General features: G+C 71.7%; 17 protein-coding genes, 2 tRNA genes, 1 other RNA gene and 1 pseudogene. 7 read left to right on the forward strand and 14 right to left on the reverse strand.

Annotation, left to right across the window (positions count from 1 at the left end; genetic code table 11):
• Positions 1 to 22 precede the first annotated feature (22 nt).
• Positions 23 to 95: transfer RNA gene (locus tag AB0N16_RS16650), tRNA-Gly, on the forward strand.
• Positions 96 to 241: 146 nt separating this feature from the next.
• On the opposite strand, the gene AB0N16_RS16655 is transcribed toward AB0N16_RS16650, so the two are convergent.
• The 6 genes from AB0N16_RS16655 to ffs form a co-directional block, all read right to left on the reverse strand.
• On the reverse strand, positions 242 to 1,141 hold the full coding sequence (locus tag AB0N16_RS16655; RefSeq protein WP_365797260.1) for a phosphoribosylaminoimidazolesuccinocarboxamide synthase: 900 nt from the start codon (positions 1,139 to 1,141) through the stop codon (positions 242 to 244).
• A gap of 70 nt (positions 1,142 to 1,211) precedes the next feature.
• Positions 1,212 to 2,705, reverse strand: coding sequence for a N,N-dimethylformamidase beta subunit family domain-containing protein (locus AB0N16_RS16660; RefSeq protein WP_365797262.1), 1,494 nt, complete (start codon positions 2,703 to 2,705; stop codon positions 1,212 to 1,214).
• A gap of 327 nt (positions 2,706 to 3,032) precedes the next feature.
• Complete coding sequence (locus AB0N16_RS16665; protein ID WP_365797264.1) at positions 3,033 to 4,790, reverse strand: hypothetical protein; 1,758 nt, start codon at positions 4,788 to 4,790, stop codon at positions 3,033 to 3,035.
• Between the two features lie 278 nt (positions 4,791 to 5,068).
• On the reverse strand, positions 5,069 to 6,331 hold the full coding sequence (gene purD, locus AB0N16_RS16670) for a phosphoribosylamine--glycine ligase (protein ID WP_365797266.1): 1,263 nt from the start codon (positions 6,329 to 6,331) through the stop codon (positions 5,069 to 5,071).
• Between the two features lie 130 nt (positions 6,332 to 6,461).
• Positions 6,462 to 8,732 carry a DNA polymerase III subunit gamma and tau gene (locus AB0N16_RS16675; RefSeq protein ID WP_365797268.1) on the reverse strand — a complete coding sequence of 757 codons (2,271 nt, stop codon included), beginning with the start codon at positions 8,730 to 8,732 and terminating at the stop codon, positions 6,462 to 6,464.
• Between the two features lie 45 nt (positions 8,733 to 8,777).
• Positions 8,778 to 8,876: signal recognition particle sRNA small type (gene ffs, locus AB0N16_RS16680), an RNA gene on the reverse strand.
• A 72-nt stretch (positions 8,877 to 8,948) separates the two neighbouring features.
• Here ffs and AB0N16_RS16685 point away from each other — a divergent pair.
• From AB0N16_RS16685 to AB0N16_RS16700, 4 genes are all read left to right on the forward strand, one after another.
• Positions 8,949 to 9,036: transfer RNA gene (locus AB0N16_RS16685), tRNA-Ser, on the forward strand.
• Positions 9,037 to 9,654: 618 nt separating this feature from the next.
• Positions 9,655 to 9,837 carry a hypothetical protein gene (locus AB0N16_RS16690; RefSeq protein WP_365797270.1) on the forward strand — a complete coding sequence of 61 codons (183 nt, stop codon included), beginning with the start codon at positions 9,655 to 9,657 and terminating at the stop codon, positions 9,835 to 9,837.
• Positions 9,834 to 10,271 (forward strand): hypothetical protein, encoded by a 438-nt coding sequence (locus AB0N16_RS16695; protein ID WP_365797272.1) that lies wholly within the window; start codon positions 9,834 to 9,836, stop codon positions 10,269 to 10,271. The genes AB0N16_RS16690 and AB0N16_RS16695 overlap by 4 nt, the downstream gene beginning before the upstream one ends.
• 72 nt (positions 10,272 to 10,343) lie before the next feature.
• The gene (locus AB0N16_RS16700) at positions 10,344 to 10,880 is read left to right on the forward strand and encodes a hypothetical protein (protein WP_365797276.1); all 537 of its coding nucleotides are present in this window, start codon (positions 10,344 to 10,346) and stop codon (positions 10,878 to 10,880) included.
• Positions 10,881 to 11,082: 202 nt separating this feature from the next.
• On the opposite strand, the gene AB0N16_RS16705 is transcribed toward AB0N16_RS16700, so the two are convergent.
• The 3 genes from AB0N16_RS16705 to AB0N16_RS16715 form a co-directional block, all read right to left on the reverse strand.
• Positions 11,083 to 11,484 (reverse strand): PIN domain-containing protein, encoded by a 402-nt coding sequence (locus tag AB0N16_RS16705; protein WP_365797278.1) that lies wholly within the window; start codon positions 11,482 to 11,484, stop codon positions 11,083 to 11,085.
• Complete coding sequence (locus tag AB0N16_RS16710) at positions 11,481 to 11,729, reverse strand: hypothetical protein (protein WP_365797280.1); 249 nt, start codon at positions 11,727 to 11,729, stop codon at positions 11,481 to 11,483. Before AB0N16_RS16710 ends, AB0N16_RS16705 begins: the two co-directional genes overlap by 4 nt.
• Positions 11,730 to 11,830: 101 nt before the next feature.
• Positions 11,831 to 12,040 carry a hypothetical protein gene (locus AB0N16_RS16715; protein WP_365797282.1) on the reverse strand — a complete coding sequence of 70 codons (210 nt, stop codon included), beginning with the start codon at positions 12,038 to 12,040 and terminating at the stop codon, positions 11,831 to 11,833.
• A 347-nt stretch (positions 12,041 to 12,387) separates the two neighbouring features.
• Between AB0N16_RS16715 and AB0N16_RS16720 the strand changes: the two genes are divergently transcribed.
• Positions 12,388 to 13,857 (forward strand): ATP-binding protein, encoded by a 1,470-nt coding sequence (locus AB0N16_RS16720; protein WP_365797284.1) that lies wholly within the window; start codon positions 12,388 to 12,390, stop codon positions 13,855 to 13,857.
• A 358-nt stretch (positions 13,858 to 14,215) separates the two neighbouring features.
• On the opposite strand, the gene AB0N16_RS16725 is transcribed toward AB0N16_RS16720, so the two are convergent.
• Positions 14,216 to 14,422, reverse strand: coding sequence for a hypothetical protein (locus AB0N16_RS16725; RefSeq protein WP_365797286.1), 207 nt, complete (start codon positions 14,420 to 14,422; stop codon positions 14,216 to 14,218).
• A gap of 144 nt (positions 14,423 to 14,566) precedes the next feature.
• Between AB0N16_RS16725 and AB0N16_RS16730 the strand changes: the two are divergent.
• Positions 14,567 to 14,767: pseudogene (locus tag AB0N16_RS16730) on the forward strand (FG-GAP repeat protein); the annotation flags it as partial.
• Positions 14,768 to 14,878: 111 nt separating this feature from the next.
• Here the strand turns inward: AB0N16_RS16730 and AB0N16_RS16735 are convergent.
• The 4 genes from AB0N16_RS16735 to AB0N16_RS16750 form a co-directional block, all read right to left on the reverse strand.
• Positions 14,879 to 16,654 carry a copper resistance protein CopC gene (locus AB0N16_RS16735; protein WP_365797863.1) on the reverse strand — a complete coding sequence of 592 codons (1,776 nt, stop codon included), beginning with the start codon at positions 16,652 to 16,654 and terminating at the stop codon, positions 14,879 to 14,881.
• 298 nt (positions 16,655 to 16,952) lie between these two features.
• Positions 16,953 to 17,711, reverse strand: a complete 759-nt coding sequence (locus AB0N16_RS16740) for an SDR family oxidoreductase (protein WP_365797288.1) — start codon at positions 17,709 to 17,711, stop codon at positions 16,953 to 16,955.
• Entirely contained in the window at positions 17,708 to 18,181 is a 474-nt protein-coding gene (locus AB0N16_RS16745) for a cupin domain-containing protein (protein ID WP_365797865.1), read from the reverse strand. The genes AB0N16_RS16740 and AB0N16_RS16745 overlap by 4 nt, the downstream gene beginning before the upstream one ends.
• Positions 18,168 to 18,836, reverse strand: coding sequence for a GNAT family N-acetyltransferase (locus AB0N16_RS16750; RefSeq protein ID WP_365797290.1), 669 nt, complete (start codon positions 18,834 to 18,836; stop codon positions 18,168 to 18,170). Before AB0N16_RS16750 ends, AB0N16_RS16745 begins: the two co-directional genes overlap by 14 nt.
• Positions 18,837 to 18,838 lie beyond the last annotated feature (2 nt).

The following is an 18,838-nucleotide window of genomic DNA, read 5'->3' on the forward strand; positions in this document are numbered from 1 at the left end:
TTGCTCTCGCGCCACGGCGCATGCGGACGTAGCTCAGTTGGTAGAGCGCAACCTTGCCAAGGTTGAGGTCGCGAGTTCGAGCCTCGTCGTCCGCTCAGAAGAGAAGGCCCCCGGTTTCCGCCGGGGGCCTTCCGCGTTCGGTGCTTTCGGTGCTCGGAGCCTTCGGTGTTCCCGGGCCCGGGGGCCCGGGAGCCCGGGATTCCCGGGAGCCCGGGGGCCGGGGGCCCGGGGGACGCCTCCGTCACGACCAGGTGTTGCCCGTCAGCCGCTCGTACGCCTCGATGTACTTCGCCCGGGTCGCCTCGACCACCCGCTGCGGCAGCGGCGGCGGGGGCTGCTCGCCCCCGCGGTCCCAGCCGGATTCGGCCGAGGTCAGCCAGTCGCGCACGTACTGCTTGTCGAACGACGGCTGGGCGCGGCCCGGCTCCCACTCGTCGGCCGGCCAGAAGCGGGAGGAGTCCGGGGTGAGGACCTCGTCGGCGAGGACGAGGGTGTCGCCCTCGAAACCGAACTCGAACTTGGTGTCGGCCAGGACGATGCCCCGGTCGCGGGCGATGTCCCGGGCCCGCCCGTACACCGCGAGGGTGGCCTGGCGCAGCTGGGCGGCCGTCTCGGCGCCGACCTGCCGGGCGACCTCCTCGTACGACACGTTCTCGTCGTGCTCGCCGACCTCCGCCTTGGTGGCCGGGGTGAAGATCGGGGCGGGCAGCTCGGAGCCGTCGACCAGGCCCTCGGGGAGGGCGAGTCCGCACACCGTACGGGACTCCTGGTACTCGGCCAGGCCCGAGCCGGTGAGATAGCCGCGCGCCACGCACTCGACCGGCAGCATCTTCAGGGACTTGCAGACCAGGGTGCGGCCCGCCCAGTCGGCGGGGGCGCCCTCGGGCAGCTCGGTGCTGATGACGTGGTTGGGGGCGAGGTCGGCGAGCTTGTCGAACCACCACAGGGAGAGCTGGGTGAGCACCCGGCCCTTGTCGGGGATCTCGGTCGGCAGCACCCAGTCGTACGCGGAGATGCGGTCGCTGGCGACCATCACGAGGTCCCCGGCCGCGTTCTGGTACAGCTCGCGCACCTTGCCGGTGTGCAGATGCACCAGCCCCGGCACCTCGACGGGCTCGGGTTTTTCGACGAATCCGGACACGGTTCCTCCCCGTGGTTCTGTACAGGTGCTCCCGATTCTCCCGTATGCCGGGTTGCCGTCGGACACGGGGTCAGTCCCGTTTGCAGATGCGGTCCAGGAGGTTGGCGGTGGCGCGCTGGACGCGGGGGTCGATATGGCCGGGGCGGTCGAGGGCCGGGGACCAGGCGAAAGTCCCGGACGCGAAGACCAGGGCGCCGGAGGGGGCGCGGTAGAGAGAGGTCTCCTGGTGGCGCAGGGCGCCCTCGTTGTCGGCGTAGGGGGAGTGGGCGAGCAGGATGCGCTCCTCGTGCTCGGGCAGCGCGGTGCGCGGGAAGTAGCGGTCGGCCTCCCCGGCCACCAGGCCCGGCAGTTCGTCGCCCTCCTGCGCGCCGGTGGCCTCCCAGAGCCAGTGGCCGGCGTTGCGCACGATCAGGGGGTGCGGCTCGGGCACCCGGCCCGCGTACTGGATGCCGACCGTCTGCTGCTCGGGCCGGTCGATCTCGCGCCAGAGCACGGGCCTGCCCGGGCCCTTGCGTTTCCGGCAGGTGAGCAGCCGGTCCGCGACCCCGGACGGGGACGCCCCCAACTCCACCTGCCAGTACATGGTGTTGGCCGAGAGGAAGACCAGCGAGGTGCCGCTGTCCCGGGCCAGATCGACCGTGCGGCGCATCCGCGGCGACCAGTACTCGTCGTGGCCCGGGAAGACCAGGCCCCGGTAGCGGGTGGGGTCGACACGGCCGGCGTGCAGGTCGCGGGCGTCGGCGTAGGCGAGGTCGTAGCCGTAGCGCTCGGCCCAGCGGATGAAGTCGTAGGCGTGGCCGACGTGCAGGGGCAGGCCCGCGCCCGCGTAGGGCCGGTCGAAGGAGACGGTGGTCGCCGCGTCGGCCTCGCCGAGCAGCCGGCCCCTCTCGTCCCAGGCGTGGTAGAGGCTGGCGCCGGTGCGGCCGTCCTCGGGGTAGAGGTTGTAGGCCTGCCAGGTGATGTCCGGCAGCAGCAGGAGCAGGTCGGCGGGGTGGTTGTCGCGGACCGTGAAGGGCACGTGGGAGCGGTAGCCGTCGGCCGTGGTGAGGACGGCGACATACGCGCCGACGCTCCAGTACGACGGGACCTGCAAACGCCAGGACAGCCACCAGTGGTGGCAGGAGACCGTACGGTCGGCGGCCAGCGGCGGGGGCTGCACGATGCCGGACAGCCGCGGGCTGGTGGTGATCTTGGCGGCGCCGTCGCCGCCGTAGTGGCCGATGCGGTAGATGTCGACGCTGAATTCCTGCGGCGGGTCGACGGTGACGTGGAAGTCGACGGCCTCGCCGGGGGAGACCGCGCCGGTCGAGGCGAATCCTTTGATCTGCCGGTGCACGTCGTCCGCCGAGCGGGGGCCGACCGCACTGCGGGGTGCGGGGATCCGCGGGTTCTCACCGGTGGGCTGTGGCCGGCTCGGGTCGACGTACCAGGGGACGACATGACCGGTGTCGTCGAAATAGGTCTCGCTGCCGCGCAGCCAGGGGACGGGACCCTGGCCGAAGGGGTCCGTGACGGCGTGCGCGAGTGCTCCCGACTCCCAGCGGCGGATGTGGTCCGATGCCATGGTGGCTCCCCTCCCTCGTGCCCCCGTGAAGTGTGCTGATACGAGTCGTTGTGTGGTGGTACGGCGTTACGTGGCCGAGCTTGTACTGTTCCGGTCGGGCCTGGTGCGCGCCCGGTTCGTGCCTGGTTCGTGCCTGTTTCCGGTTTCGCCCGTGGTGCTGTGCGGGTTCCGCGGGCTGTGACTGTGCCGTCTGCCTTATGTCGGATGCGCTTGCCATTTCACCGAACGGTCCCAGCACATCACATAACGCACGCGTCCTGTCACGGTTCGTTGCGAATTTGCCTGAAGTGGAACGGTTCGCTCCGCCAAAGCGTCGAAACGCTGAGGTCAGACCAGCCGTACGGGCTTCTCGGGACGTATCCCGGACTCGACCAGCCAGGCCCGCAGCGGAGCCGGGTCTCCCTCCTCGACGAGGCTGAGAACTCTGGGCGTCAGGTCGGCGGCCCGCTCGCCGTCGACCAGCAGGGACGGGCCGTCGAGCCAGTCCAGGCCGGGGGTGGCTCCGGCGGTGTCCACGGCCGCGCAGCACACCATCGCCGTGACGTGGTCGGCGAGCAGCTCGCGTGCGGTGCGCGGGGGCTGGAGGGGGAAGAGGGGCAGCGCGCAGTCGTCCCAGAGGGCGCTGTCGGGGCCCTGCCCGGCGGGTGCGGGCGCGTCGGGTCCGGGGGTGACGGCGGCGGCCTCCTCGCGGGCGAGGGCCGCGGTGAGCCCCGCGGCCAGGGCGGCGCTGCGCTCGGTGCCGGTGGCTTCCTCGGCGTCCTCGTCGTAGACCGGGGGCTCCTTGGGCCTGCTGTGGGCGGCCGGGTCGGTCAGGTGGTCCAGGACCCGGTCCAGGGTGGGACCGCCGCCGTCGGGGGCGGCGGGGTCGAGGGTGGCGCGGACACCGAGGGAGTCCAGGACGCGGTGCAGCCGGGCCGCCTCGATGCGCCAGGTGCGGTCGACGACCTCGTCCGGATACTCCTGCCAGGCCACCGGCGACCAGTCCGGGCCCGGCTCGGCGGGGCCGCCGTGGAAGAGACGGGCGGCGAGCAGCGAGGCGGCCTCGTCCACCAGGCCCGGCTCTTCCAGCAGGTCGCAGGCGGGCCGCTCGCCGAGCCGGGAGGCGAAGCCCTCGGCCAGCCGGTCCCGCCGGGACAGCTCAGTGAGCGCCGCGACCACGCCCGCGTCCAGCCGGGACGGCCAGCGGCCCATCCGCCAGGCGGGCAGCGCGACCCGGGTGAGAAGACGGTCCCAGCCGGCGTAGGCGAGTCCGACCTGCTCCTGGGCGACGATCCGCAGTCCGTAGTCCACGGCCTGCGCGCGCTCGGCGGCCGCGGCGGCGACCCCGCGCTCCATCAGCGTCGCGTGCTCCCGGCAGCCCCGCAGCAGCACCCGGGCCACCCAGCCGAGGCCCGCGCACACCCACCGGGTCGCCGGACATCGGCCGGTCGTCGAGGAGACGGCGACCGCCGCGTCCAGGCCGCGCACGAAGCGGCGGGCGGCGGCTATGTCCGGGTGCGCCGAGGGTCCGGTGCCGGCGACGACCGGGGCGAGGACCGCGCGCAACTCGCCCACCCGCATCCACCACAGGAACGGGGAGCCGATGACGAGCACCGGCGCGGCGGGGGTACGGCGGTGCGGGCCGGGGTTGCCGAGCTCGTCGCCGCCCTTGGGCGCGGGCGGGCCGTGCGCGGGGTGGGTGCGGTCCTCCAGCCAGCTGTCGCAGTCCGGGGTGAGCGCTATGGCGGAGGGCACCGGGACGTCGAGGCGGTCGGCGAGATCGCGCACCATCCGGTACAGGTCCGGGGCGGACTCCTCCAGGATCGGGACCGTGGGACTCACGGCCGGCCGGGCGCGGGCCACGACCACGGCGATGCCGGCGGCGGCCAGCAGCACGACGACGGCGAGCACACCGACGATCCAGCGGGCCGTGTCCCAGCCCCGGCCGACGAAGTGACCGGTGGAACCGCCGGTCAGCAGGATCACCGTGGCCGCTGCGGGCAGCAGCGCCACGGCCAGGGCCCGGCCGCGGATGCGCAGCACGGCGAGGGCCCGGGTACGCGCTGCCTGCGCTCCCGCCTCCACACCGATACCGGTACTGGTCACGTCCGGACCTCACCCCCTCACTGCTGTCCTGGTGCCGTCCTGGCTGTTGCTCACTCCCCCACTGTGGCACCCGCCACTGACATCGCAATGCCGGTGGGCCAAGTGCCGGAACGCTTGTGCCGCACCCTAGTTGGGGCCTCGGCCCCCGTCAGCCGGATGGGGCATCGGTCACTCGATGGAATGGCTTTGGTCAGAGGTGATCGACAGACAGCAACGATCAGGCCCCGGATTTTCGGGGTCCGGGGCCTGACCAGGAGCGGTGCACGCATGGAGGGCGCTCAGGCCTCGGCCGCCTCGGCCGCCGCCTTCGCCGCGATGTCCGTACGGTGCTGGGAGCCGTCGAGCCCGATCCGCGCCACGGCCGCATACGCCCGCTCACGCGCCTGGGTCAGATCCTGACCGGTCGCGGTCACGGAGAGAACCCGGCCGCCGGCGCTGACGACCGCCTCGCCGTCCCGCTTCGTCCCCGCGTGCAGGACATAGGCGTGCGGGGCGTCCTCGGCGGCCACCGTGTCGAGGCCGGTGATGGGGTCGCCGGTGCGCGGGGTGCCCGGGTAGTTGTGGGAGGCGACCACCACGGTGACCGCGGCGTCGTCGCGCCAGCGCAGCGGCGGGAGGTCGTCGAGGGTGCCGTTCGCGGCGGCGAGCAGGACGCCGGCCAGCGGGGTCTTCAGGCGGGCGAGGACCACCTGGGTCTCGGGGTCGCCGAAGCGGGCGTTGAACTCGATGACCCGGACACCGCGCGAGGTGATCGCGAGGCCGGCGTAGAGGAGACCGGAGAACGGGGTGCCTCGCCGCCGCATCTCGTCGACGGTCGGCTGCAGAACGGTCTCCATGACCTCGTCGACCAGCTTGGGGTCGGCCCAGGGCAGCGGGGAGTAGGCACCCATGCCGCCGGTGTTCGGCCCCTGGTCCCCGTCCAGGGCGCGCTTGAAGTCCTGGGCGGGCTGGAGCGGGAGCACCGTCACACCGTCGGTGATGGCGAAGAGGGAGACCTCGGGGCCGTCGAGGAACTCCTCGATGACGACGCGGTCGCACCCGGCGGCGTGCGCCGTGGCCGCCGCCAGGTCGTCGGTGACGACGACGCCCTTGCCGGCGGCGAGCCCGTCGTCCTTCACGACGTACGGCGCCCCGAACGCGTCGAGCGCCTCGGCGACCTCATCGGCGTCTGTGCAAACGTACGAACGGGCGGTGGGCACTCCGGCCGCCGCCATCACGGCCTTGGCGAACGCCTTGGACCCCTCGATCTGCGCGGCCTCCCCGGAGGGGCCGAAGACCGGGATACCCGCCGCGCGCACGGCGTCGGCGACCCCGGCGACCAGCGGGGCCTCCGGGCCGACGACGACGAGGTCGGCGCCGATCTCCCGCGCCAGGGCGGTGACGGCGGCGCCGTCCAGGGCGTCGACCTGGTGCAGCTCGGCGACCTCGCCGATACCGGCGTTGCCGGGGGCGCAGTGCAGCGCGGTGACGTCGGAATCGAGGGACAGAGAGCGGCACAGGGCGTGTTCGCGGGCGCCGCTGCCGATGACGAGGACCTTCACGGGGGCCAGCGTAGCCGGGTGCACCGACTGGAGGATTCTCCAAGGGGGTGCAGGACGGGGTGAAGGGGAGCCGAGGGCGGGGCCGCCGACCCCTCGGCTCGGCCTCCGCACCGGCGGCGCCCGCCGCCCGTCACTCGTTCTGGAACTCCTCCACCACCGTCGCCCCCAGCTCCCGCACGATCAGTTCATGGCCGGAGAGGGCCGACTCGTCGAGGTCGGGGTCGTCCTCCTCGGGGATGTCGTCCTCGGGAGACACCGGAGGCGGTTCGGGGGCCGCGGGCCGCGAGGTGGGAGCCGCTGCCGTCGGGCCGGACGGCGGGGAGCTCTGGGGTGTGGCCGTCGGCGGCCCGGGCTGGGACGGCGCCGGGCGGGCCGGGGCCGCCGGGGCGGAGCCGCCGTAACCGGACGACGCCGTGGGCGCGCCGCCGTAACCGCCGCCTGGCTGGCCGCCGCCGTATCCGGGGCCGGCCGGGGCCGAGCCGCCGCCGCCCGTCGGGTCGACGATCGCCTCGATCCGCCACTGCACGCTGAACTGTTCGGCCAGCGCCTGCCGCAGCACGTCCTCGCTGCCACTGCTCGCGAAGTTGTCACGGGCGCCGGCGTTGACGAAGCCGAGCTGGAGGGTGGTGCCGTCGAAACCGGCGACCTGGGCGTTCTGGCTGAGGAGGATCCAGGTGAAGCGGCGACGGTTCTTGACCGCTTCGAGGATGTTCGGCCAGAGAACACGGGGGTCCAGGCCGCCGGCAGGAGCAGCTGGGGCCGAGGCCGCCGGGGCCGGCTGGACCGGCTGGGTCGCCGGGGTGCCCGGGCCCGTGGCCCCGCCCGGTGCCGCCGTGCCCACGCCCGCGCCCGTGGCCGAGGCCGTGGGCCAGCCGCCGGGGCGGCGTGCGGCGCCGCCACCCGCGGGGGCAGCCGTCGGCCAGGCGCCGGGCGCGGCGGCCGGAGGAGCCGCCGGGGCCGTCGGTGTGGGCGCAGGCGGCTGAGGGGCGGGTGTCGGTGGCTGCGCCTGCACCGGCGCAGGCTCGGGTGCCGCTCCCCCTCGTACCGCCGCACGGGCCGCCGCGGGCCCGCCCCCCTGCGGAACCTGAGCCGGAGGAACCGCAGGAACGGCAGCGGGAGCCGGAGCCGGGGCCGGAGCCGGAGCCGGAGCCCCGCCCGCAGAAGGCCCGCCCGGCGCGGCCAGGTGTGCCTCGGGCCCGGGGACGTACCCCATCGCGGGCGCACCGCCCCCGCCCGAGAAGTTGACGCCCCGCTCCAGCCGGTCGAGGCGGGCCATCACGGACCGCTCGTCGCCGTAGGCGGCCGGGAGCAGCACACGCGCGCAGATCAGCTCCAGCTGGAGGCGGGGGGAGGTGGCGCCGCGCATCTCGGTCAGGCCCTCGTTGACGAGGTCGGCCGCGCGGCTGAGCTCGGCGGCGCCGAACGTGCCCGCCTGGGCCTGCATACGCTCCAGGACGTCGGCGGGGGCGTCGAACAACCCCTTCTCCACGGCGTCGGGCACCGCCGCGAGGATCACCAGGTCCCGCAGCCGCTCCAGCAGGTCGGCGACGAAGCGGCGCGGGTCGTTGCCGCCCTCGATGATGTGGTCGACGACCTCGAAGGCGGCGGCGCCGTCCCCGGTCGCGAAGGCCTCGACGACGGAGTCCAGCAGGGACCCGTCGGTGTAACCGAGCAGGGAGGTGGCCATGGCATACGTCACACCCTCCTCGGTGGCCCCGGAGAGCAGCTGGTCCATGACGGACATGGAGTCACGCACGGAACCGGCACCGGCGCGCACGACGAGCGGCAGCACGCCGTCCTCGACGGCGATCTTCTCCTTGCCGCACACCTCGCCGAGGTAGTCGCGCAGCGTGCCCGGCGGCACCAGCCGGAAGGGGTAGTGATGGGTCCGCGACCGGATGGTCCCGATGACCTTCTCGGGCTCGGTGGTGGCGAAGATGAACTTCAGATGCTCCGGGGGCTCCTCGACGACCTTGAGCAGCGCGTTGAAGCCGGCCGACGTGACCATGTGGGCCTCGTCGATGATGTAGATCTTGTAGCGGCTGCCGGCCGGCCCGAAGAAGGCCTTCTCGCGCAGCTCACGGGCGTCGTCCACACCACCGTGAGAGGCCGCGTCGATCTCGATGACGTCGATGGAGCCGGGTCCGTTGCGTGCGAGGTCGCGGCATGACTGGCACTCGCCGCAGGGGGTCGGCGTCGGCCCCTGCTCGCAGTTCAGGCAGCGGGCCAGGATCCGTGCGCTGGTGGTCTTCCCGCACCCACGCGGCCCGCTGAACAGGTACGCGTGATTGACCCGGTTGTTCCGCAGCGCCTGCTGCAACGGGTCGGTGACATGCTCCTGCCCGATGACCTCGGCGAACGACTCCGGGCGATAGCGGCGGTACAGCGCGAGAGACGACACGCTTACGAGGTTATAGGCGCCCACTGACAACCAGCCCCGCCCGCAAACGCAAGCGCCCCCCACGCACCCGCCAGAGCCAACCTACCCTTGCTGCCTTCCGGCCCTGGGGGAGTTCAGTCAGATAGCGCCGCGTGAGGGGCTCTGCACAGAGTACCCGACGTCAGGGGGTGGGAACGAGTTCGCGAGCACTCCTCTCGGTCATGTAATGTTCCGAGCGGAGGATTCGCCTAGAGGCCTAGGGCGCACGCTTGGAAAGCGTGTTGGGGGCAACCCCTCACGAGTTCGAATCTCGTATCCTCCGCCAGTGCCTCACCGGGCACGATGTCGAAGGGCCCCGCTGTTCGCAGCGGGGCCCTTCGTCGTGCGTGGTCTCAGTTTTGGTCTCAGTTGCAGTGATCGGCTCGGACCTGAGCGGACGGCGTGCATCCGCCGGCGCCTCTGACGCGTCCCCGTGCTGGGCACCGCCCCGAATTTCCTCCCGCCGCTCCCCCGGCAGCCATAGCGGTCGAGTAGGTCCGCTCCGCACGTGGTGCGGCCTCATCGCACACACCGATCGCCTACCTCTGAAGGCCCCAATTGCCCTTCATGCGGAGGCTGGCCATCACCGCCCGGGCGGCCACCAAAAACACGGATCGTACTGCTGGGTAGCAGCTTCAGGCGGCATGTCTCTCGAACGGGGAGGGACGCCTGGCCCGACTGCCGACGCGGCGACCAGGAAAGCAAGGCAGACCCCACTTGCTGGCAGCCAACGTTTCCCAGCGAGGCCCTCCACCCGTGCCCCCCAAGGAGGAGAACGATCATGACCGCTGTAATCGCCGAGGCATCAACAGCGACACCACCCCCAGACGGACGGTGCATCTCCACCGCTCCCACAGTTCTCGCCCCCGGACCCACCCCAGTCTCCTGGCAGCAACTCCGCGCCATGAGCGATTCGTACTGCGGCGTCACGACCCTGTTGGTCGAGGCCGGGATCGGCTTACACAAGCTCCTCAAGCGCGATGGCGGCTCGGACCTCAAGCTCGCTTACCGGCTTCTCCAGGAGTTCATGATCCGGCCCGTGGACGAACGAGCATCGGATGAGGCCGAGAACGAGGCGATCGCGTGACCACCGATATCGACCTTGACGCACTTCCTCCGGACACCCTCGTCGCCGAGAACGGTCAGATCACCCCAATCGGGGAGCTGGTCATCGCAAAGACGGTCAAGGAACTGGCCGACGCCTGCCGACAGGCTGACGACCCGCAGGCCGCGCTCCAGGTGGTCCCGGAACTCATCCCCAAGCACATAGCGGAGATCGTCAACCGGCGCACCAACGTCGCCCCCAGCCCGCTGCGCACCGCCCTCACCGGCCTTGTCGGGAGCGAGTGTCTGGAGCGACGCCCCGGCCGCGACCCACTGACCGGCGATCGGATGGATGGCCAGCCGGACACCGACGACACCTGGTCCGACCGCCTGCCGTGCACCCAGCAGCATGGCCACACCGGCGACCACCGTGACGCCCTTGGGCGGAACTGGCGACGAGCGGAGATTTCGGCATGACGATCCTCACCTGTGAGCGACTCTTCACCGTGTCGCTCCACTTGCGCCAATGCCCAGCAGGCGAAGGCCGTCATGCTGCGCCGTGACGGGGACCGCGTCATCGCCGCCTACGACCCCGAGCGGGCTTCTCTCGACACGGCAGCCGTGCTCACCCGCGCTCTCCTCTCCTCCGAGCGCATCACTATTTCCGAGGTAATCCTCGAAGGCCACGACCCGGACTTGACGGCCTTGTACCGTGCTGCCTCGAAGCTGCTCCTGGACGTAGGGACCGCCAGTGGGCCTCGGGTCACGGAACCCGCGGTGAAGGTGCTCAGCGAGGACCCGAGGCAGGCGACGTACTTCATCCCCGAGGGCTGGGACCTGAACGACGCCCTCGGCAGGCTGCCCGCCGCCTTCGCCGCTGCCCGACCGAAGGTGGCCCGCAACCTGAAGCGGATCGAGCAGGCAAAGGAGGAATCCGGCGGGAAGATCGACCACGCCCTCGACCTGATTGCCGTGTTGGTTCTGGAGACCGACGATCCGGCCAGCGTCTGGGACGAAGTGCTGCAGCTGCTCCACCAGGTCCGCGCCGAGCGGACGACGGCCGCCGCCCCGGCCATTGCGGCTTGAGCTTCCATTCAGACGGCCCGGGACCGACGGGTTCACCACCGGTTCCGGGCCGTAAGGCCATGCGGCTCGTACAGTCGCGCGCACCGACGAGGCGGCCAGGCCCCTTCACCAACGGGAGTGGCTAAGTGGGCTGACCTGCGGCGACTCTGGTTCTCGGTGGATTCCACGCGGATCTGTCCACGGTCCCGGGACGATGTCGCGGTCAGAGCCCGATCATCCGGACCTTGCTGCCGCACAGCTGGGTCATGTCGTCGACGTCCGACGTGAGGATGGCGACCGGGCCAGGCTGACGCAAGGCCGCTTCGGCGACGGTGGCGTCGATCGCGTACTTGTGTCCGTGCAGGCCGGCGCTCTTGAGCAGTTGTGCCGCCGCCTTGGCCGCCGCCTCGGTGACCGGCTCCACCTTGACCCGGGAAAGCGCCCATTGCAGTCGGGCCAGGTTCACCCTGCCGTGGCTCACCTCTACGATGGTGTTGGCGCTGACGACAAGGTCCGCTCCCATGTCATAAAACACCTGGAACATCGCCAGAACCTTGCGGTCCTGTGCCACCCAGGCCGACAGCCCCTCGCTGTCCAGGACGACCGTCTCAACGTGCCCGCTCACGCAGCGCTCGCGCCGCCGGGGGCCTGCGTCGTACCGAAGATCCGCACCCGCGCCTCGGCCAGCTCTTCCTCACTGAAGGCCCCGTGCTCGTCTGTGTGGCTGCGCAGGTCGGCCCCCAGAAGCTGGTGCCGGATCTGCCTGGCGACCGCTTCCGCCACGTAGCCGGAGATGTTGTCCGTGATCTTCTTCAGCTCCGCCACCTGCTCGGTGGGGAGTGTCACCGTGATGCGCGTGGTGTCAGCCATGACGGTAAGCATACTGCGGTATGCGTGCTACGTGCTCTCTGTTTTTACCGCAGTCGGTCCGGGCAGCTGCAGTCGGGGCGATCGCCCGTTCGGGCTCGGGCTCAGGTCGGTTCGAGCACGGGCTCAGCCTGGCAGTCGCGGGGCGCGCCAGTTAAGCGGGCCCAGTAGCGGTATGCCTCGATCCATTGCGAGCCCTCGGGGGCGGGTTCCGGCAGCGGCAGGTCCAGAATTCCGATGTCCTGTCGGAACCCCCGGGCGCAACGTGCGACCACGCGGCCGTCCTCGGCCAGATCGACACCGACCACGCTCACCTCGACGCGAGAACAGTCGGGGTGAACGGCACGGCAAGGCTCTCTCCGATTATGGTGAAGAAGCCGGTGAGCTGCTCATCTCTGCCGTAGGCGTCGACGGTGGCCTCTTCGATCAACGCCTCCAGCGCGGCCGGGCCCCCAGGTGCTCAAGGCCTCACCGTTCCACCGCACCGTACGGTTGAGGAACGGCGTGTTCAGCAGCGGAGTACCCGTCGTGGCGACGTCGTCGGCAGTCAAAGCCAGGTTCCCCTTGCGATGCGCCATTCCTCCGCGCGTCGGCAGCCTCAGTGCACATATAGGGGTACGTTTTACAGATACGTACTTCTATATCTACCCGAGGGTGCCGTGTGGACAAGCCTGCCGAGATGTTCGATCGCGAGTACGAGTGGTCGGCGCTGACCCGGTTCATCGGCGATGAGCAGCCCGGTGCCACGCTCGGAGTGGTCTCCGGTCGGCGCCGCCAGGGCAAGACCTTCCTGCTCGACGCGGCCTGCCGTGCCGCGGGGGGCTTCTATTTCGGTGCGACCGAGGCCGCTGACGCCGAGTCTCTGCGCCGGATCAGCACGGCGCTCACCGCTCATGTCCGGCCCGCCAGCCCCTACCACTTCGCACATTGGGCCGAGGCTGTCGACGCACTCCTTGCCCTCGGCTCCGAGCGCCCCGTGCCCGTGGTGATCGACGAGTTCCCGTACCTCGTCAGAGCCAATCCGGAGCTGCCCTCCATCATTCAAGCGGCGTTCCGTCCGCTGCGGGAGCAGCGCACGGCCTCTCGTGCGCGGTTGCTGCTGTGCGGCTCGGCCCTGTCCTTCATGGGCAAGCTGCTGTCCGGCAACGCACCGCTGAGGGGCCGGGCGGGACTGGAACTTGTCGTGCGCCCCCTTGACCACCGCCTCGCCGCCGAGTTCTGGAACATCACCGACCCCCGGCTGGCCCTGCAGGTCAACGCGATCGTCGGTGGTACGCCCGCCTACCGGCGCGAGTTCGCGCGAGGAGACAGCCCCAACGGGCCCGACGACTTCGACGCCTGGGTTGTACGTACGGTCCTCAACCCCGAGACGCCGCTCTTCCGCGAGGCCCGTTATCTGCTGGCCGAGGAGCCTGATCTGCGTGACACCGCCCTGTACCTGTCCGTCCTGGCGGCCGTCGCCGACGGCAACACGACCCGCGGCGGCATGGCCGGCTACCTGGAACGCAAGGCCACCGACATCGCGCACCCCATCAACGTCCTCGAAGACGCCGGGCTGCTGCACCGCGATGCCGACGCTTTCCGCGACAACCGCCCCACCTACCGCATCGCCGAACCGCTGATCGGCTTCTACCACGCCATCATGCGCCCGGTCTGGGACCAGTTGGAGCGGCCCGGCAGCGCCACCCGGGTCTGGCAGGCCAGCCGTCGCCGCTTCACCAGCAACGTCCTCGGCCCCCACTTCGAACAGGTCTGCCGCGACTGGACCCTCCACCACGCCGACCCCGACCTGCTCGGCGGCCTCCCGGCCCGAGTCGGCCACGGCGTCGTCCATGACCCCAAAGCCCGCACCGGGCACGAGATCGATGTGGCGGTCGTCGGCATCGCGGACGGCGGCAAGCCGCCACTGCTGGCCATCGGAGAAGCCAAGTGGAACGACACCATGGGCATCGCGCACATCGATCGCCTCCGGCACATCCGCGACCTCATCACCCAGGCCGGACGCTACGACACCACCCGTACTCAGCTCATCTGCTTCAGCGGGGCGGGCTTCAACGACAAGGCCCGCATCGCCGCCACCACCCCCGGCGTCCAGCTGATCGATCTGGCAGCCCTGTACGGCCAGGCGTAACACCGGCGCTGAGCGAACTGCTGCCTTGATGCCGATCGGCCTCGGCGAGAATGCACCGCGGAGGGCCCTACGGAACTCGGCGGTAGGTCTCGCTGCAGGGGGGCGCGGCGGTTGTCGCAGCGGACGGGCACCGCGAGTGTGGGCGGTGCCGTGGTCATCGGGATGGTGGCGATCCGTGCGGCACGGCTCACCTCGACCGAGGCACTCGCCACCACATGACATGACTCCTACAGAATGCCGGTGCGGCTGACGCGGAGGGAGGCGTTGACGATCTCCTGCCGCACCGGCCGTCGACGACCACGCCCTCACGCGGCTGAACGCCCCGTTCCCCGTAGCGCCGGGCCCACGCAAGAGCCACTCAGCCAGGGCTCGATGCGCCAATCCGTATCAGCCGCACGTGTGCGTCGTACTGGCGAGCACCCATCAGCCGCCACAACAGCCGGGCCGGAGCAGGCATCTCGCCTTGGAACCAGGCGCGTTCGCGCGGCGTGGCATCCTCCAGGACCATACCGGCGAGGGTCAGCTTGCCGGTCAGCGTCTTGGGGCCCGGGTACGCCAGGGCCACGGTCTCCGCCCTGGTCGAAGTGGTTGAACCACGCTTCCTCGGCGGTGACCGGATGACAGGTGGCGGCGGGCCGCGTCCGGCTGATCCCGAGCCGACACCGCCTCGGGTGGCGACAACGAGGACGGCGACCGGTTCGGCGGCGCGCTCCGGCTCATCGACGCCAACAAGGACGGTAAGGCCGAACTGATCGGCTCCGCGCCCGGCGAGGACACCGACGACGGCGCCGCCTGGGTCTTCCCCGGCGCGGGCAACGGCCCCGCCGGAAGCGGATCCTGGTCCTTCAACGGCGGCGCCCTGAGCGCCCCCGTGCCCGACGCCCGCTTCGGCGACACGCTGGCCCCGTAGCGGGGGCGGCTCGCCGTCGCGTGGACGGGCTGCGGTGGTTCCAGGCGACACCGAGTGCACCGCCCTCCTGCCGCGCTCGCGCGCGAGCGGCCCGTTCGGCGTCGGAGAGAGCTAACCGGTTATCCGTACCTTCTTCGTCACCGTCACCTGGTCCAGGTCCGACACCCGTACGGTCAGGTTCATCGTCCACTCCCCCGCGATCGGGAGGTTGACGGAGTCGGTGGCCCAGTAGCCGCCTCGGTCGGTGAGGTCGGCCGGGAGAGGGCCGATCTTCTGGGCGGTGAGGGTGAAGGAGAGGCGGAGCTCGGGGACAGCGGAGATGCCGTCGTCGGGACCGAAGACGACCGCCTGCACGGAGTTGTCGCCGACCCGGCCCGGGTCCAGGGTGATCTGTACCTTGCCGTGGCCGTTCGGGGTGCCGACGTCGAACGGGACCATGGAGACGGAGGCCGCCGGGATGCCGCCGGCCGTGGCCGTGCCCGTGCCCGCTTCCGCCGCCTCGGCGGCCGCGCGGCCGGGCAGGGTGCCGGTCAGGATCGTGGTGACGACCAGGACGGCGACGCCGATCGCGACTTCGGCGAGGACCGAGCGGCGCAGGGCCCGGTGGTCCGGTGTGGGGGCCGGCTCCTCCGAGGTCGGTGGGGTCTCCGGAAGCGGCGCGCCGACCGTCTGCGGGACGCGCTCGCGCGCCGTCGCGCCGGCCGCGGCCGGGGCGCCCGCCAGCTTCGCCGTCCAGCGGCGGGACTGGGAGGCCGCCGCCAGCAGCAGGGTCACGGCGAAGAGTTTGACGAGCAGGAGACGACCGTACGTCGTGTCGGTGAGCGCCTGCCAGGAGCCCAGGCCACGCCAGGACTGGTACACGCCGGTGACCACGAGGACCGTCACCGAGGCGAAGGCCACCCGGGAGAAGCGGGTGACGACGGCGGCGGGGAGGGGGGTGGCGGTGGCCCGGTAGAGGGTGGTGAGGAGGGCCGTGAGGCCGCCCAGCCACAGCGCCATCGCCAGGAGGTGCAGGACCGAGGACGTGATCGCCAGGGGTACCTGGATGCCGGCCGAGGCGTGTTCCGCCGTCGCCCAGGTCAGGGTCAGGGCGACGGCGAGGGCGGCGGCGGTGCCGAGGAACGGGCGGGACGACGGGCTGAGCCGGTGCTCGCGCTTGCGGCGGAGGAAGACGTACAGGCCTGCCGTGATCGCCAGGAGGGCGACCCTCGCCAGCAGGACCAGGCCCGGGCGGCCCGTCGCGGTCCTGGCGAGCGCGGAGGGGTCGAAGGCCGTCGCCGGGGAGGTGCCCTCCTCGTAGGGGGAGCGGAGGATGAAGAGGAAGAGGGTGGCGGCCAGCAGAGCCCACCAGGCCGTCCGGATCGGTTTGCGGAGCGGGGCCGCGTCCGGCGGACGGCAGAGGGCTATGAAGGCGACGGTGCCTATCAGCAGCGCCACGGCGAGGTACGCGACATAGCGGCCGATGTTGTAGAGGCTGCCGGTGGCCGGGTTCTCGACCGGGCCGGTGGGGACGGCCGCCGTGGTCGCCGACGGTTTGCCCACGGAGAAGGTGAGGGCACCGGAGACGGGGTGACTGTCCGCCGACACGACCCGCCACGCCACGGTGAACGTGCCGGTGCCGAGCTTCTTCGGGAAGGTGATCCGGGCGGTGTCCGAGCCGGCGGGGCCGTGTTCGGGGTCGCCGGTGGACACCCGGTGGTTGGTGGGGTCGTACACCCGGAACGAGTCGTCGAGCAGGCCGACGGACTCGGTGAAGGTCAGGGTGACGGACCCGAGCGACGACTTCAGTACGGCGCCGTCGGCGGGGTCGCTGCCGCGCAGGGCCGCGTGCGCGGAGGCGGGGGCGGCCGACGCGAGGAGGAGGGCGGCGAGGAGGGTGCCGAGCAAGGCGAGCGAGCGGAGGGCCGCTTTGTGGGGGGCTGCCGTGCGGGGGGTGGTGATGCACCGCCGGCCGTGTTCTTCGCTCACGTCACCGTCCTGAGTTCGGAAGCAGGCGTTCATGGGTCATACGGATGGGGGGCGTGCAGCGCTCATTGTGCTCAGGGGCACCGTCACCACGTCGTGCCCAGGGGCACCGCCACCACGTCGTACTCAGGGGCACCGCCACCACGTCGTGCTCAGGGGCGCCGTGTCACCACGTCGTGCTGCGGGGCGCCGTGTCACCACGTCGTGCTCAGGGGCACCGTCACCACGTCGGCCGGGCGGACACCCCTCCGTCCACCACGAGGTCGTGGCCGGTGATCCACGACGCCAGCGAGGACGCCAGGAAGACCACCGCGTTCGCCACGTCCTCCGGGTGGCCCAACCGGCCCGTCGGTACCGCCTCCTGCCATCTCCGCACCCCCTCCGGCCAGGCGTCCGCCAGGCCCTCCCGGTCGATCAGGCCCGGGGAGACCGTGTTGACGCGGATACCGAGGCGGCCGTACTCCAGGGCCGCCGCTCGCGCGTGCATCACCACCGCCGCCTTCGCCGTGCTGTAGTGCGCGTGGCCGGGGGCCGGGTGGGTCGCCTCGATGGAGGCGATGTGGGTGATCGTGCCGCCCTCGGGCTGGGCGCACATGATGTCGGCGGCGGCCTGGGTGCAGGCGAAGACGCTGCCGAGGTCGGTGTCGACGACCGCACGCCAGTCGGCCGCGGTCATACCGGGCAGGGGCTGAACAGGTTGTACGGCCGCGTTGTTGACGAGCGCGGTCAGCCGGCCGCCGCCCCAGTCCGCGGCCTCCTGAACGATCCGGTGGCAGGTCGCCTCGTCGGTCAGGTCGCCCTGTACGACGACCGCTCGGTCGCCGATGGCCGAGGCGACCTCGTGCGCCGCCGTCACCGCCGTACGGCAGTGCACGGCCACCGCCGCGCCCTCCTCCGCGAGGCGCAGCGCGACGGCCCGGCCGATGCCGCCGCTCGCGCCCGTGACCAGGGCGATCTGTCCGTCCAGTAGGGGGGTCATGGACGGCAGAGTCCCGTGATGCGGGCGGCCTCGGAGGGGTAACGCGCCGTGAGGTGGGCCGCGTTCCCGTGTTCGTACCCCTCGAAGGTGAATCCGGGGGCCATGGTGCAGCCGAACAGGGTCCAGGCGCCGGGCGGTGCCACCCGGGCGCCCATCCAGGTGCCGGCCGGGACGGTGAGCTGGATCTGCTGGCCGCCTCGGAGGTCCGGGCCGAGGACGGGGGTGCGGGTGGTGCCGTCGGGGGCGAGGAGCAGGAGGTTCAGGGGGTCGCCCAGGTAGTGGTGCCAGATCTCGTCGGTGGGGAGGCGGTGCAGGGCCGAGAAGTCGTCGGCGGTGAGGAGGCCGACGATCGCGGTGCCCTCGGGGCGGCCGTCCGCCCGTTCGGGACCGGCCCAGGTCTGCCGGAACAGGCCGCCCTCGCGGGGGATCGGCTCCAGGCCGTAGTGGGCGATCAGGTCATCGGGGGTCAGCATCGGGGAAGGCTACCGCCCTTGGAAGAAATGCCAGTTGAGCGTGTTTTTCGGGCAGATGGACGTCCGGGAGGTCGATCTCGGGGAGTACGACGGCCGGGCCCGGCGTGAAGCCCTGGCGGAAGAACCGGGCGATCGCCTTCTCGTTGCGGACGTCCGGGTCGACGACGATGCGGTGGCGGTCGAGGGTGCGCAGGGCGAACTCCGTGAAGACGGAGAGGAGGGCGTCCGTCCAGCCGGGGCGGGGGCCCTGCGGTCCGGCCGGGGCGAGGAGGACGTGGATGCCGATGTCGCCGGCGCGGACGTCGTAGCACTCGCTCACGCGGTCGGCCTCCGGCTCGTACGTCTGGAGGAGTGCGACCGGGGTGCCGTCCTTCTCGGCGAGGTAGGCGTGGTGGGTGTCGAGGGTGGCCAGGTGGGCGTAGATGTCGGCGACCTGGTCGCGGGTGAGGCCGGTCATGCCCCAGAAGGCGGCGCGTTCCTCACTGACCCAGGTGTGGACGACGTCCGCGTCCCGCTCGGGGTCGAGGGGGCGGAGACGGACGGCGCCGAAGCCGTGGACGGCGTGTCCGGAGCCGGAGCCGAGGCCGGGGATAGGGACGGTGGCATCCGGCTGTTCGGACATCGTCCGCTCAGCCATCGGTTGCTCGGACATCG

Source organism: Streptomyces sp. NPDC051105, from assembly GCF_040682795.1.
In the GTDB taxonomy this organism is placed as follows: Bacteria; Actinomycetota; Actinomycetes; order Streptomycetales; family Streptomycetaceae; genus Streptomyces.